Origin of the sequence: Streptomyces sp. NBC_00190, from assembly GCF_036203305.1 — a bacterium.
Taxonomy (GTDB): domain Bacteria; phylum Actinomycetota; class Actinomycetes; order Streptomycetales; family Streptomycetaceae; genus Streptomyces.
Map to the genome: position 1 here is coordinate 3,715,223 of NZ_CP108131.1, position 12,877 is coordinate 3,728,099.

Genomic DNA, 12,877 nt, shown 5'->3' on the forward strand with positions numbered 1-12,877 from the left:
GGTACGCCGCCGCGCCGGCCCGCCGGGGCTCGGCCGGGGAGGCTGGTGCGCCGGGGCTACGAGTGGCCCAGGTCCGCGGCGGGGAGGTCCGAGACCGGGACCGAGCCGGTGTCGGAGGCCGGGCGCAGGAGGAACTCGTCCGAGGCCATCGAGTCGAGCACCGGCGGCGCCGGCCGCAGCGGCGCCGGCATGACCGCGGCCTCCGAGTGCCCGCCGCAGCCGTACGACAGGGAGACCAGCCGGCCGTCGGCCGGGCTGAACTCGTTCGCGCAGACGCCGAAGGCCTGGCCCAGCGAGCCGCCGATCGCGACCAGGAAGCCGCAGGAGAGGCACGACGCGGGCGCCGCCTGCGCCATCGGGGTCTTCGCACCGAACGACTCGTCCCAGCGGTCGGCCGCGGTGTGCAGCCCGTACCGCGACAGCACGCGGGCGCGCCGCATGCCCAGTTCCTCGGCGACCGAGGTGATGGAGCCGCGCACCGGGACCACCGTGCGGTCGGTGACGTCGGCGTCCTCCGCCTCGACGAGCTCGGCCATCTCGGTGGAGACCATCGAGTTCGGCGGCGGGGCGTCCTCGCCCGACCAGCCTTGCTCCAGGCGCAGGTCGTCGGAGTCGGTGGGCAGCAGGTCGCCGGGGCCCATGTCGCCGGGGCGCAGCCGTTCGCTCCACGGCACCCATTCGGGGGCGAGCAGCGCGTCGTCGCCGGGCAGGAGCACCGTTTCGTCGAGGGTGACGTTCTTCGCGCGGGAGGCGCGGGTCACGGTGACGGCCCAGCGCCAGCCCCGGTAGCCCGGTTCCTTGGACTCGAAGAAGTGCGTGACGACCCGGTCACCCTCCGCCACGGCGGAGACGTGCGCGCCCACCACGCCGGGGAAGGCGGCCTCCTCGGCCGCCGAGCGGGCGAGTTCTACCGCCTCGACGCACAGGCGGTCGGGGGTACGCGGGGTACGGCTTCGCGTCGTCGCAGCACTCACTGGTCTCGTTCTCTCCTACGCCGTCTCACGAGTGCGCCGTCCGTACTGTCGTCCACAACGACCCGTCGGTCCTGTCCGTACGTGGAGCGGGCGGAGCGGACCAGAGGGCCGCGTCGACGTCCGCACCAGATCGGACTCCGGGCGCACCTTTATGCGATCCATTCTGCGGGATCGCGAAGAGGCGCGCGGCCAAGAGCAACCGCCGGTGGCGCGCTACGCACGCTACCTCCTCCGAAGCCTTGGGCCCACATGCAAGGTCCGATTCGCGGACAAGCCCACGAGTCAGGGCGCGTCCGCGACGCGCCGGGAGGGGTTCCCAAGGGCCCGGTGGGGCACTATGGCCAGGTGGCACCCGTACGGTCGTCCGGCGACGGCTCGGGACCGGTCAGGCGGGCCGGCCGGGCCCTGGGGCGTGCCCTGCACCTGCCGTTCACCGGTACGGCGCGCGGCATCCGGCGGGCCACGCACGCGCACGGGGCGGGTGAATCGGGCCTCGGCAAGCTGATCGAGCTGCACGCCATCAACGGCGCCGGCGATGTGATGATCACAGTGGCGCTGGCCTCGACGGTGTTCTTCTCCGTACCCACGGACGAGGCACGCGGCCGGGTGGCCCTGTACCTGGGGATCACGATGCTCCCCTTCACCCTGCTGGCCCCGGTGATCGGGCCGCTGCTGGACCGGCTGCCGCACGGGCGGCGGGCGGCGATGGCGGCCGCGATGCTGGCCCGGGCGCTGCTGGCGCTGATGATGTCGGGCGCGGTGGCCACGGGCGGACTGGAGCTGTATCCGGCGGCGCTGGGGGTGCTGGTCGCGTCCAAGTCGTACGGAGTGGTGCGCAGCGCCGTGGTCCCGCGCCTCCTCCCGCCCGGATTCCCCCTCGTCAAGGCGAACTCCCGGGTCACGCTGGCCGGCCTGCTGGCCACGGGCGCGGCGGCACCGGTGGGCGCCGCGCTGCACCTGATCGGGCCGGAGTGGCCGCTGTACGGAGCCTGCCTGATCTTCGTCTGGGGCACCGTCGCGGCGTTCACGCTGCCGCACAAGGTGGACGAGGCCAAGGGCGAGCGGCGGGCCCGGCTCTCCACCCACGAGGCGCACTCGAAGCGGCCGGGGCTGCGCACGGTCAGCCGCTCGGTCCTGTGCGGCCTGCTGGCGAACGCCTCGATGCGCGCGCTGTCCGGCTTCCTGATCTTCTTCCTGGCGTTCCTGCTGCGCGAGCATCCCCTGGCGGGGCAGAGCGCGGCGGTGTCGCTGGGGATCGTGGGCGTCTCGGCGGGCGTCGGGAACGCGTGCGGCACGGCGGTGGGCGCGTGGCTGCGGGCCAGGGCGCCCGAGGCGATCGTCGCGGCGGTGCTGAGCCTGACCCTCGCGGTCGCGATCCTGGCGGCGGCCTTCTTCAGCGGCCTCATGATGGCCGTACTGGCCGCCACGGCGGGCTTCTGCCAGGCGCTGGCGAAGCTGTCGCTGGACGCGATGATCCAGCGGGACGTCCCGGAGGCGGTACGGAACTCCGCCTTCGCCCGGTCGGAGACGCTGCTCCAGGTGGCGTGGGTGCTCGGCGGCGCGATCGGCATCGTCCTGCCGCTGAACGGCGTCCTGGGCATGTCGGTGGCCGCGGCCATGGTCGCCCTGGGCACCACGATGGCCTTCCGCGGCCTCGTGGGAGCCCCCCGCCACCACCACCCGGGCACCTCCCGCCCCCGGGTGGCCTGAAGTCCGGGGGCGGGTCCCGGGCAACGGCGCCGCACCGGGCGACCCGCGCCACAGCAGGTCAGTGGTACCCCATGCAGCGGCGCGGCCCGGCGGCCCGATAGCCTTCGGCTCATGACCGCACCGCTTATCCCGGGTAGGGCCCGCCGCAGCGTCGCGGCCCTCGGAGCCGTTTCCGCCGGCTTCCTCCTCCTCTCCGCATGCGGGGACAAGCCGACGCCCCTGGCCACCGTGACGGTCGGCACCTCGACGGTGTCCGCCGAAGCCGCCTGCCAAGAAGGCAAGGAGCCGCTCACGATGGAGAAGCTCCAGGAGTGCCTCACCGAGGCGAAGAACGCCAAGACCATCGAGTACGGGCGGGGTGACACCCTGCGTCTCGGGGTCGAGCCCGACGTCGTCGAGGGCGGCAAGAAGTGGCAGGCGGTCCTGGACGGCCAGCAGATCACCGAGCCGTCCGAGAACACCTACCGCAGCTTCCCGGGCGCCGACGTCTTCGCCACCGGCGGCCAGGGCGAGGCCCCCGCCTCGAAGAAGCTGGCCATCGTCCAGCTCGGCGAGGACGGCAAGCCGATCTCCGTCTGGACCGTCAACCTCAAGCTCAAGTAACCGGACGCCACCGGTGCGCGTGCTCGTCGTGACCGCGGTGGCGGCGGAGGCCGACTCCGTCGTCAGCGCTTTCCATGGGCCGACCCCTCATCCGGACGCCCCCGGTCCCGAGCCGCGCACCCTGGCCGGGGGCTACCACGTCACCCGGCGGGACCTTCCCGGCATCGCCTTCGACGTCCTCGTCGGAGGCGTCGGTCCGGCGGCGGCCGCCGCCGGCACCGCCACCGCCCTGGTCCTCGCCGACTACACGCTCGTCGTCTCCGCCGGGATCGGCGGCGGGTTCCAGCCCGCCGCACCGCCCGGCTCCCTCGTGGTCGCGGACGCGATCGTCGCCGCCGACCTGGGCGCCGAGACCCCCGACGGCTTCCTGGACGTCCGGGCGCTCGGCTTCGGGCACAGCGTGCACCTGCCGCCGCCCGAGCTCGCCGCCCGCGCCGCCGAGGCGACCGGGGCGCTGCTCGCGCCCGTGCTGACCGTCTCCACCGTCACCGGGACCGCCGCCCGGGCCGCCGAGCTCGCCGCCCGGCACCCGATGGCCGGGGCCGAGGCCATGGAGGGCTTCGGGGTCGCGGAGGCGGCCGCCGCGCACGGGCTGCCCGTACTGGAGATCCGCGCCGTGTCCAACGCCGTGGGCCCCCGTGACCGTGCCGCCTGGCGGATCGGGGACGCGCTCGCCGCCCTCGCCGACGGCTTCCGCACGCTGGGGCCCGTACTCGCGAACTGGGGAGAACGCCATGAGCGGTAACGCCGTGAAGATCGCCTACTCGCCGTGCCCGAACGACACCTTCGTCTTCGACGCCTGGGCACACGGCCGCGTCCCGGGCGCGCCCGCCCTCGACGTCACCTTCGCCGACATCGACATCACCAACGGCATGGCCGAGCGCGGCGAGCTGGACGTGCTGAAGGTGTCGTACGCCGTGCTGCCGTGGGTGCTGGAGGAGTACGCGCTGCTGCCCTGCGGCGGCGCCCTGGGGCGCGGCTGCGGCCCGCTGGTGCTCACCCGTGAGCCGGGGACCGGCCTCGCCGGGAAGACGGTGGCCGTGCCGAGCGAACGCTCGACCGCCTACCTGCTGTTCCGGCTGTGGGCGGCGGACGTGCTCCCGGACGGGGTCGGCAAGGTGGTCGTGCTGCCGTTCAACGAGATCATGCCGGCGGTGCGCGACGGCCGGGTGGACGCCGGACTGGTCATCCACGAGGCCCGGTTCACCTATCAGGACTACGGCCTGCACTGCCTGGCCGACATGGGCGGGCACTGGGAGTCCACGACCGGCCTGCCGATCCCGCTCGGCGCGATCATCGCCAAGCGCTCGCTGGGCGAGCAGCGGCTCCACGCGCTCGCCGAGTCCGCCCGTACATCGGTGCGGATGGCCTGGGACGACCCCGAGGCGTCCCGGCCGTACGTACGCGCCCACGCGCAGGAGCTGGACCCGGCCGTCGCCGACCAGCACATCGGGCTCTACGTCAACGAGTTCACCGCCGACCTCGGCGACGACGGTTACGCGGCCGTGCGCGGGCTGCTGACCAGGGCGGCGGCCGAGGGACTGGTACCGGCCATTTCGCCCGGCGCGCTCGCCTTCCCGTAGCCCCCGAAGCCCTCCAAAGAGCCTCGGAACGACGGTGCCCCGCCACTCTCCCGAGTGGCGGGGCACCGTACCTCGTTCAGGTCAGACGTCGAGCTGGTCGGCCACCGCGCGCAGCAGGCCGGCGATCTTCGTGCCGTGCACCTTGTCGGGGTAACGGCCGCGCTCCAGCATCGGAGTGATGTTCTCCAGCAGGGTCGTGAGGTCCTGCACGATCGAGGCGAGCTCGTCCGGCTTGCGGCGCTGGGCCGCCGCGACGGACGGCGCCGGATCCAGCACCGTCACCGAAAGCGCCTGGTCACCGCGTTGTCCGGCCACGACACCGAACTCGACGCGCTGGCCGGGCTTGAGGGAGTCGACCCCGGCAGGGAGCACCGACGAGTGGACGAAGACGTCGCCGCCGTCGTCACGGGAGAGAAAGCCGAAGCCCTTCTCACTGTTGAACCATTTGACCTTGCCGGTAGGCACGTCCGTCCTCTGTCCTTGTGCTCGTCGGGTCCGGAGTGCCGAGGAACGGCTCCGGATAACAGCGCAGCGGGCCATGGATGACCCGCCACCTCAAGGCTAATGGCCGAGGGCCGGGTGACAAGACGTTCCCCGGTCCTTCGCGGGCGGCCGCTTCGGCCGCTCCGGCCTGGGAACTACCCTGGTCGGGTGACTGTTACTCCTCATTCCGACGAAGCGCGGCCCGGCGACGCACTGGTGAAGACCGGCGGCATCGTGTTCATCGTGGGCGCCGTCGCCACGCTCGCGACGATGGCCCCGCTGTTCCTCGACGTCGACCCGTTCCCGTCGTACGCGTGGGCCGTGTGCATGCTGATGGGCGTCGGCTTCGCCATCTCCGCGGCGGGCGTGCTGCGGTCGGCCGCGGCGCAGCGCAAGGCGGCCCGGGCCTCACAGGCCTGACCCGGCCGGGGACGTGCCCTGCTTCCCCGAAGCCGCTCAGACGGGCTGCGCGGCGACGTACTGCGCGAGCCACCCCGGCAGCGCGGTGAGGTCCGGGAGCACCACGTCCGCGCCCGCCGCCCGCAGCTCCGGCTCGGGGCACGGACCGGTCGGCACGACCACGGACAGCGCGCCGGCCTTGCGGGCCCCGCGTACGTCGCCCACGTGGTCACCGACGTAGACCTGCGCCCCGTACTCGCGCAGCGCCCCGGCCTTGGCCTCCGCCCAGAGCCAGCCGATGACGGCGTCGGGCTCGATGCCCAGGTGCTCCAGGTGCAGGCGGGCGTTGGGCTCGTGCTTGGCCGTGACGACGATCGCGCGGCCGCCGAGCGCCTGGACGGCCTCGATCGCCTCGCGCGCACCCGGCATCGCCGGGGTCGGCCCGATGGCGTATGTGGGATAGATCTCGCGGTAGCGGTCGGCCATGGCCGGGATCTCGGCCTCCGGGAACCAGTACGCGAGCTCCTCGTCCAGCGGCGGCCCGAGCCGCGTGACCGCCTCGTCGGCGTCGATGAACGTACCCGTCTCGGCCGAGAGCGCCTGGTAGGCGGCCTTGATGCCCGGACGCGAGTCGATGAGGGTCATGTCGAGGTCGAAGCCGACGGTGAGGTTCATACCGCCATTGTGCCGAGGCGGGCCGACGGCGGGCCGACACCAGGCTTACAGCGGGGGAACGTACGCCCCTCGCGTCACGACGCGGCGCGGCTGGGCACGTCAGCGGCGGCGGGCCCGCCACACCAGGTAGAGGACGGACGCCAGCGCCGCGCCCCGCAGCAGCCACGGCCACATCCCGTGCACCACCCCGCTCACCTGGTCCTCGGCCAGGGTCTCGCCCCACTTCTCGTTCATCCGGCCCCACAGCCACACCGCCGCCCCCGCCAGGACCACGCCGGGCGGGCCGAAGACGACCCACTTGCGCTCGGCGGGCCGCAGCACGCGCGAGGCGTACGGCAGCAGCCAGCCGACGACGAGCAGCAGCCAATAGCCGGTGACCACGCCGACGACGAGGAAGGCCGCGGCCAGCATCAGGAAGGCGTTCGGCCGGGGCCGGGGGGCGACGGCCGCGGCTTCCGGCCCGGCGGCCTCCGCCACCGCTTCCTTCTTCGCGCGCCGCCGCTCGCGCAGGAACCGTACGAGGCTCCGCGCGCGCCCCTGCGCCGGCCCCGGCGGCTCCTTCTTCGGCTCCTCGTCCTCCCCCGGAGGCTCCTTGAACATCTCCGGGAACTCGATCCCGCCCGCGAAGCCGTCGACCTGCGGGCCCGAGCCGAACCCGCCCGCCCCGACGCGCCACCAGTCGGGCTCCGCCCCTCCGGAGGGGCCGAGTTCGTCCAGCCCGGCCAGGTGCGGCGGCACGTTCTGCGGCTCCGGCGCCGGGCGCGGCGGCGGCACCCGCTTGCGGCCCAGGCGGCCCGGACCCCGCTGGGCGGGCACCGCCGGGACCGGATCCGGCGGGGTCTGCGAAGGCCCCGACCGCGTACCGACGGTGTCCAGGACCTCCTCCGGCGTGCCGATCCGCTCCAGGATGGCCCGTACCGCGGCCGGCGTCTCCGGGTCGTACTTGGCGCGCCGACGGTCGATCTCGTCCCGCAGCCCCGACACCAGCCGCATCCGGTCACCGGAGGACAGCTGCCGCCGCTGCGCCAAGTCCCCGACGCGGCTCAGATATTCGTAGACCAACTGGTCGCTTTCGATCCCCACGCCCCGGCTCCTCCCGTACCGCCTCAACCGAAGGTAGCGCGTGCGCCCGTGGAGCAGTCGCGGACGCAGCGGATACCGTGGACCGGATGGGGACCGGCCGACTGACCGGCCGACGCGACCAGGAGGCGACTGTGCCCGAGGAAAGCACTGCGGGAGGATCCGGCGGAAGCGGCGCCCCGCGCTCCCTCGCCGAGGCGCTTCGCGCCCGCGACGACTCGGCGCTCGCCGCCCTGCTGCACGCCCGCCCGGACCTGCTCGGCCCGGTGCCCGGCGACGTGACCCAGCTGGCCACCCGCGCCGGCACCCGGGCCTCGGTGGTACGGGCGCTGGAACGCCTGGACCGGTTCGCGCTGCAGACCGCCGAGGCACTGGCGGTCGCCCCGGACCCCTGCCCGTACCCGGTGCTGGAATCGCTGCTGACCGGCGAGGAGGGCACCACCGGCGAGGACAACGGGGCCCGCGCGGCGCTCCCCCGGGCCATGGCCACCCTGCGCGACCAGGCCCTGGTGTGGGGCGACGACGACCGGCTGCGCCTGGTGCGCACCGCCCGCGAACTGCTCGCGCCGTCGCCCCAGCGGCCCTCCCCGACCGGCCTCGGCCCCACCGTCGCCGAGGCCACGGCCGGGATGTCGCCGACCCGGATCCAGGAGATCGTGGCGGCCGTCGGACTGCCCGCCACCCACGACCCGGTGTCCGCGGTGTCGGCGCTGACCGGGCTGTTCACCGACCCGGAGCGGATGTCGGCCCTGCTGGACCGGGCCCCCGCGGAGGCCCACCAGGTGCTCGGGCGGCTCGTGTGGGGGCCGCCGTACGGGGAGGTCACCCCGAACCCGGCCGCGCCGGTGCGCTGGCTGCGCGACCACGGGCTGCTGCTCCCCGCCACCGCACGCACCGTGGTCCTGCCCCGCGAGGTGGCGCTGCACCTGCGCGGCGGGCTCGCGCACCGGGACACCTCGCCGGTGGCCCCGCCCGTTCCCGCGCACCGCGAGCACCGTCCACAGCTTGTGGACGCGAACGCCGCCGGGCAGGCGCTGGGCGCGCTGTCCACCGTCGAGGAGCTGGTGAAGTCCTGGGAGCACGCCGGTCCGCTGGTGCTGCGCGCGGGCGGGCTCGCCGTACGGGACCTCAAGCGGGCCGCGGCCGCCCTGGACACCACCGAGTCCGCGGCGGCGTTCTGGATCGAACTCGCCTACGCGGCCGGCCTGCTGGCCAGTGACGGGGAGGCGGACGAGCGGTACGCGCCCACCCCCGCCTTCGACGACTGGGTCGAACTGCCGCCCGCCGAGCGGTGGTCGGCGCTCGCGGCGGCCTGGCTGCCGGCCACCCGCACCGCCGGCCTGGTCGGCGAACAGGACAGCAAGGGACGCACCCTGTCGGTGCTCGGCCCCGAACTCGACCGCTCCGCCGCCCCCGAGGTGCGCCGACGCGCCCTGGAGCTCCTGGCCGCCCTGCCCGAGGGCGCCTCCCCCGACCCGGACGCCCTGCTGGACCGGCTCGCGTGGGAGCGTCCCGTACGCGGCACCGGCGACCTGCGGGCCCGCCTCGCGCACTGGACGCTGACCGAGGCGGAGATCCTCGGCGTCAGCGGCCGGGGCGCGCTCAGCGGCTTCGGCCGCGCCCTGCTGGAGCGGCGCGACCCGGCGCCGCTGCTGAGCCCGCTGCTGCCGGAGCCGGTGGACCACGTACTACTGCAGGCCGACCTGACGGCGGTGGCCCCCGGCCCGCTGCGCCGCCCGCTCGGCGACACGATGGCGCTGCTCGCGGACGTGGAGTCCAAGGGCGGGGCCACGGTGTACCGCTTCACGCCCGGGTCGGTGCGGCGCGCCCTGGACGCCGGGCACGCCGCCGCCGACCTGCACGCCTTCCTCAAGGAACACAGCCGCACGCCGGTCCCGCAGCCGCTGGCCTACCTGATCGACGACGTCGCCCGGCGGCACGGGCACCTGCGGGTCGGTTCGGCGTCCTCGTACGTGCGCTGCGACGACGACGCGATGCTGGGCGAGATCCTGGCCGACAAGCGGTCGGCGGGGCTGGGGCTGCGCCGCCTCGCGCCGACGGTGCTGGCCGCGCAGGCCGAACCCACGTCCCTGCTGGAGGGGTTGCGGGCCATGGGGTACGCGCCGGCCGCGGAGTCCCGTACCGGCGACGTGCTGGTGGCGCGGGCCGACGCCCACCGCACGCCGGCCCGCTCGGCTCCCGTACCGGTGCCGGACGGCCCGCCGGTGCCGGACGAGACGCTGCTGCGGGCGGCCGTACGGGCGATCCGCGCGGGCGACCTGGCGGCGACGGCCGTGCGCAAGGAGCCGGTGGCCTCCGCGGCCGTGCCGGGCGAACTGCCGCGCACGAGCGCGGCGGAGACCCTGGCGACGGTGCAGGCGGCCGCGCTGACCGGGTCGGCCGTGTGGATCGGGTACGTGAACGCGGACGGGGCGGCGAGCCAGCGGGTCATCGCCCCGGTGCGGGTGGAGGGCGGCTTCGTCACCGGCTACGACCACACGGCGGACGAGGTACGGACGTACGCGCTGCACCGGATCACGGGGGTCGCCGAGCTGGCGGAGGACCACGTCTGACGCGCGAGGCCGGGTCCGGCGCGCAGGACCTCGTCCAAAAGCGCTGGCCGGGCGGGGTCCGGACCCCGCACCCTGGTCCGTATGTCCAACGCCGTGTCGTTCGGAGTACCGAACCGCCAGATCCGCGCCGCCCACACCGCCGCCACCGTCACCGTCTACCAGGCGTACTCCCCGTCCCTGGGGGTACCGGCGGCCCGCGGCGGCCGCTTCCCGCCCGCCTGGAAGCGGGAGCGGATGACGTGGATCAAGCCGTCGTTCCTGTGGATGATGTACCGCTGCGGCTGGGCAGCCAAGGCCGACCAGGAGACGGTGCTGGCGATCGACATCACCCGTGAGGGCTTCGACCGGGCGCTGCGCGAGGCCTGCCTGTCCCACTACGAGCCGGGTGTGCACGCGGACCGCGGCGCCTGGCAGCAGTCGCTGCGCGCGACGTCGGCCCGCGTCCAGTGGGACCCGGAGCGCGACCTCCACCTGAACACGCTGCCGTACCGCTCGCTCCAGCTGGGCCTGTCCGGGCCCGCCTCGCGGGCCTACGCCGACGAGTGGACGGTCGCCATCAGGGACGTCACCCCGCTGGCCCGGGAGATCCACGGCCTGCTCCGCTCCGGGGACGGGGCGACTGCACAGGCGCTGCTGCCCGTGGAAACCCCGTACGCCGCGGGCCCGTTGCCTCACCTGGGCGCGTAGTCGATCCGCCCGTGCTCGAAGGGCCACGCCTCGCGCAGCCAGCGGCTCACGGCCTCGTACAGCGGGAGGTCGAGGTGGGCCCGGTCGGCGCGCACCCAGGAGCTGACCTGGACGCTGTCCGGATCGTCCTTGCCCGGGTACATGTACAGGCAGCCGATGACCTCGTCGTCCCCTTCCAGGACCGTGTAGGTGAACCCGCGCCGCTCGGCGAAGTCCCGCGCGTGCCGGGCCAGATCGCCCCCGTTCGCCTCGGCGGACATCCCCTCCACCGGCGGCCAGCCACGCCCCACGAACCCGGGCGTGGCCCTGATGTGCTCGATGCTCCCGGTCCAGGCGGCGAGATCCCGCACGTTGTGCTGCTCCCCGAGCGGCTCCAGCCGGAAGGCGTCTTCGGTGAGAGCGCGCGGCACCTCGAAGTCGGCCGGTACGAAAGTCTGCTGATCACCACTCATGCCCGGACCGTACGCGCCCGCTCCGCCAGCGTCAGCAGCTTTTCCACGGGCCACTGGTCGTCCGCGTGCTCCCCGTAGCCGGCGGCCAGCACCCGGCGGCGCGATCCAGCAGGAACACCTCGGCGCCCTCTCCGGCGCGGGCACCGCCGCGATCGCCGGACTCCCGGCGGACGAGTACCCGTACCTGACCGAGGCCGCCCGCGGCGCCCGGTCCCTCAGCCAGGACCGGGAGTTCACGGCGGCCTCGCACTGCTCCTGCGCGGCCTGGGATCAGGCTAGTTCGCGCAGCTCCAGGTCGATGTACGGCACGGTGTCGCCCGGCAGCACGTACCGCTCGACCTCCTCGAAGCCGTGCGCGAGGGCGAACCGCAGCCCCTCCGGGCTGGACTCCAGGACCACGGTCTGGATCCGCTCGGCCCCCAGCTCCCGCGCCCGGGCCAGCCCGCGCGCGTAGAGCAGCCCGCCGTATCCCCTCCCCCGGTGGCCGGGCAGCACCCGCGCGATGACGGTGCCCACCGGCTCCCCGTCCCGGGGCGGCCGCACGGTCGTGCACCCCACCACCTCGTCACCGAGGTACGCGACCTCCAGCACGTTGCGCCCGGCCCGCTCCCGCACGTCGTCGGGGGAGAGCGGATCCGTCGGAATGATCAGATTGTGCACGTACCGCCAGTCCCGCGACGTGGCGTCGTCACCCACAGCCTCAATGCGAAGATCACACATTCCCCCAGCGAACCCACCCACCTGCCGCCCCGTCAACCACCCCACGCACACAGAACCTCCCGGCCCGCGCGGCGATGGGGCAGACTGGATTGACTCCTCTCCCCACGTGATCGGGGAGATTCCTGGCTCACGCAGCCTGGCTGCCCTGCGGGCTGTCAGGTCTTCCGCGATCAGCACCAGCCGGGTCGAGACCAGCCCGGACGAGCATGACGCGTGCAGAGTTCTTGTCCCGAGTCGAGACAGCTCCGCACGCGGTGCAGGTATAGGTACGTTCCGACAGCGGAAGTGCGTGCTTGGCTCTCGCTCCGCACCGGCCGCAGTCCGTGGTGGTGTGCGCCGGGCGCACGAGCCGCAGGTCCCGGCCGTGCTTGCGCGCCATGTTGATCAGCTCGTGCTTGGTGGCGGAGATCGCCGCGTCAGCTGCTTTACGGGCCATGGTGGACTTGGCGAGGAACCGCGGGCGGAAATCCTCCACCGCAAGGTGATCGAAATCCGTCACCACACGCTTGGCCCACTTGCGGGCAGCATCCTGGCGCTGCCGGGCGATCTTCTTGTGGATCTTCGCCGCCCGCCGCTTCGCCTTGCGGTAGCCCTTCGACGCGGCCTGCCCGCGCTTCGGCTTCCGGCGGGCCATCATCCGCTGATACCCCGCCAGCTTCCCTGCGGCTTTCCTTCCGTGCTGGGCGTGCGGGAGATCATGGTCATCGCTGGTGGTGGTCGCTGTCTCCTTCACACCCCAGTCGATGCCGATGCTCCGGCCGGTCTCGGGGAGCGGCTGCGCTGCGACAGGGACGACGAAGGAGGCGTACCAGTGCCCGAGGCCGTCGCGGTACGCAGACGCTCGACGGGTCGGCAGGCAGTTCCCGCGAACCTAGGGTCGTCATCCAGTTCTCTCCCGGGAACCCGTACGACCCACACGAACGGGTGAACGACCGCGC

14 protein-coding genes are annotated in these 12,877 nt (G+C 74.0%); 7 read left to right on the forward strand and 7 right to left on the reverse strand.

Annotated elements, in window-relative coordinates:
• Nucleotides 1-56: 56 nt before the first annotated feature.
• Nucleotides 57-974, reverse strand: coding sequence for a DUF3027 domain-containing protein (locus OG429_RS17790; RefSeq protein WP_328926305.1), 918 nt, complete (start codon nt 972-974; stop codon nt 57-59).
• Nucleotides 975-1,319: 345 nt separating this feature from the next.
• On the opposite strand from OG429_RS17790, the gene OG429_RS17795 reads away from it, so the two are divergent.
• The 4 genes from OG429_RS17795 (at nt 1,320) to OG429_RS17810 (ending at nt 4,870) form a co-directional block, all read left to right on the forward strand.
• Nucleotides 1,320-2,684, forward strand: a complete 1,365-nt coding sequence (locus OG429_RS17795; RefSeq protein ID WP_328926306.1) for an MFS transporter — start codon at nt 1,320-1,322, stop codon at nt 2,682-2,684.
• Between the two features lie 111 nt (nt 2,685-2,795).
• On the forward strand, nt 2,796-3,287 hold the full coding sequence (locus OG429_RS17800; protein ID WP_328926307.1) for a DUF2771 domain-containing protein: 492 nt from the start codon (nt 2,796-2,798) through the stop codon (nt 3,285-3,287).
• Between the two features lie 13 nt (nt 3,288-3,300).
• Nucleotides 3,301-4,032, forward strand: a complete 732-nt coding sequence (locus OG429_RS17805; RefSeq protein WP_328926308.1) for a futalosine hydrolase — start codon at nt 3,301-3,303, stop codon at nt 4,030-4,032.
• A complete protein-coding gene (locus tag OG429_RS17810; RefSeq protein WP_328926309.1) occupies nt 4,022-4,870 on the forward strand; it encodes a 1,4-dihydroxy-6-naphthoate synthase in 849 nt (282 codons plus the stop codon). The genes OG429_RS17805 and OG429_RS17810 overlap by 11 nt, the downstream gene beginning before the upstream one ends.
• Nucleotides 4,871-4,951: 81 nt before the next feature.
• On the opposite strand, the gene OG429_RS17815 is transcribed toward OG429_RS17810, so the two are convergent.
• The gene (locus OG429_RS17815; protein ID WP_322975534.1) at nt 4,952-5,335 is read right to left on the reverse strand and encodes a cold-shock protein; all 384 of its coding nucleotides are present in this window, start codon (nt 5,333-5,335) and stop codon (nt 4,952-4,954) included.
• Between the two features lie 186 nt (nt 5,336-5,521).
• Here OG429_RS17815 and OG429_RS17820 point away from each other — a divergent pair, with 186 nt between their 5' ends.
• Nucleotides 5,522-5,773 carry a hypothetical protein gene (locus OG429_RS17820; RefSeq protein WP_328926310.1) on the forward strand — a complete coding sequence of 84 codons (252 nt, stop codon included), beginning with the start codon at nt 5,522-5,524 and terminating at the stop codon, nt 5,771-5,773.
• 36 nt (nt 5,774-5,809) lie between these two features.
• On the opposite strand, the gene OG429_RS17825 is transcribed toward OG429_RS17820, so the two are convergent.
• Together OG429_RS17825 and OG429_RS17830 are read right to left on the reverse strand one after the other, a co-directional pair.
• Complete coding sequence (locus tag OG429_RS17825) at nt 5,810-6,427, reverse strand: HAD family hydrolase (protein WP_328926311.1); 618 nt, start codon at nt 6,425-6,427, stop codon at nt 5,810-5,812.
• A 99-nt stretch (nt 6,428-6,526) separates the two neighbouring features.
• Entirely contained in the window at nt 6,527-7,510 is a 984-nt protein-coding gene (locus OG429_RS17830; protein ID WP_328926312.1) for a hypothetical protein, read from the reverse strand.
• A gap of 86 nt (nt 7,511-7,596) precedes the next feature.
• On the opposite strand from OG429_RS17830, the gene OG429_RS17835 reads away from it, so the two are divergent.
• The gene (locus OG429_RS17835) at nt 7,597-10,080 is read left to right on the forward strand and encodes a helicase C-terminal domain-containing protein (RefSeq protein WP_328926313.1); all 2,484 of its coding nucleotides are present in this window, start codon (nt 7,597-7,599) and stop codon (nt 10,078-10,080) included.
• Between the two features lie 81 nt (nt 10,081-10,161).
• The gene (locus tag OG429_RS17840; protein ID WP_328926314.1) at nt 10,162-10,767 is read left to right on the forward strand and encodes a DUF4291 domain-containing protein; all 606 of its coding nucleotides are present in this window, start codon (nt 10,162-10,164) and stop codon (nt 10,765-10,767) included.
• On the opposite strand, the gene OG429_RS17845 is transcribed toward OG429_RS17840, so the two are convergent.
• The 3 genes from OG429_RS17845 to OG429_RS17855 all read right to left on the reverse strand — a co-directional run bounded on the left by OG429_RS17845 (nt 10,752) and on the right by OG429_RS17855 (nt 12,795).
• Nucleotides 10,752-11,219, reverse strand: a complete 468-nt coding sequence (locus OG429_RS17845; protein ID WP_328926315.1) for an N-acetyltransferase — start codon at nt 11,217-11,219, stop codon at nt 10,752-10,754. The two genes, OG429_RS17840 and OG429_RS17845, sit on opposite strands and share 16 nt — an antisense overlap.
• Nucleotides 11,220-11,489: 270 nt before the next feature.
• Nucleotides 11,490-11,939: a GNAT family N-acetyltransferase gene (locus OG429_RS17850; RefSeq protein ID WP_328926316.1), complete on the reverse strand. Its 450-nt coding sequence runs from the start codon at nt 11,937-11,939 to the stop codon at nt 11,490-11,492.
• 127 nt (nt 11,940-12,066) lie between these two features.
• On the reverse strand, nt 12,067-12,795 hold the full coding sequence (locus OG429_RS17855) for an RNA-guided endonuclease InsQ/TnpB family protein (protein WP_405681399.1): 729 nt from the start codon (nt 12,793-12,795) through the stop codon (nt 12,067-12,069).
• Nucleotides 12,796-12,877: the final 82 nt, after the last annotated feature.

Excerpts from the sequence above, each read along its gene's own strand:
- OG429_RS17825 (WP_328926311.1), bottom strand. The coding sequence starts at position 6,427 with ATGAACCTCACCGTCGGCTTCGACCTCGACATGACCCTCATCGACTCG.
- OG429_RS17810 (WP_328926309.1), top strand. The coding sequence starts at position 4,022 with ATGAGCGGTAACGCCGTGAAGATCGCCTACTCGCCGTGCCCGAACGAC.
- OG429_RS17840 (WP_328926314.1), top strand. The coding sequence starts at position 10,162 with ATGTCCAACGCCGTGTCGTTCGGAGTACCGAACCGCCAGATCCGCGCC.
- OG429_RS17835 (WP_328926313.1), top strand. The coding sequence starts at position 7,597 with ATGGGGACCGGCCGACTGACCGGCCGACGCGACCAGGAGGCGACTGTG.
- OG429_RS17800 (WP_328926307.1), top strand. The coding sequence starts at position 2,796 with ATGACCGCACCGCTTATCCCGGGTAGGGCCCGCCGCAGCGTCGCGGCC.
- OG429_RS17850 (WP_328926316.1), bottom strand. The coding sequence starts at position 11,939 with ATGTGTGATCTTCGCATTGAGGCTGTGGGTGACGACGCCACGTCGCGG.
- OG429_RS17845 (WP_328926315.1), bottom strand. The coding sequence starts at position 11,219 with ATGAGTGGTGATCAGCAGACTTTCGTACCGGCCGACTTCGAGGTGCCG.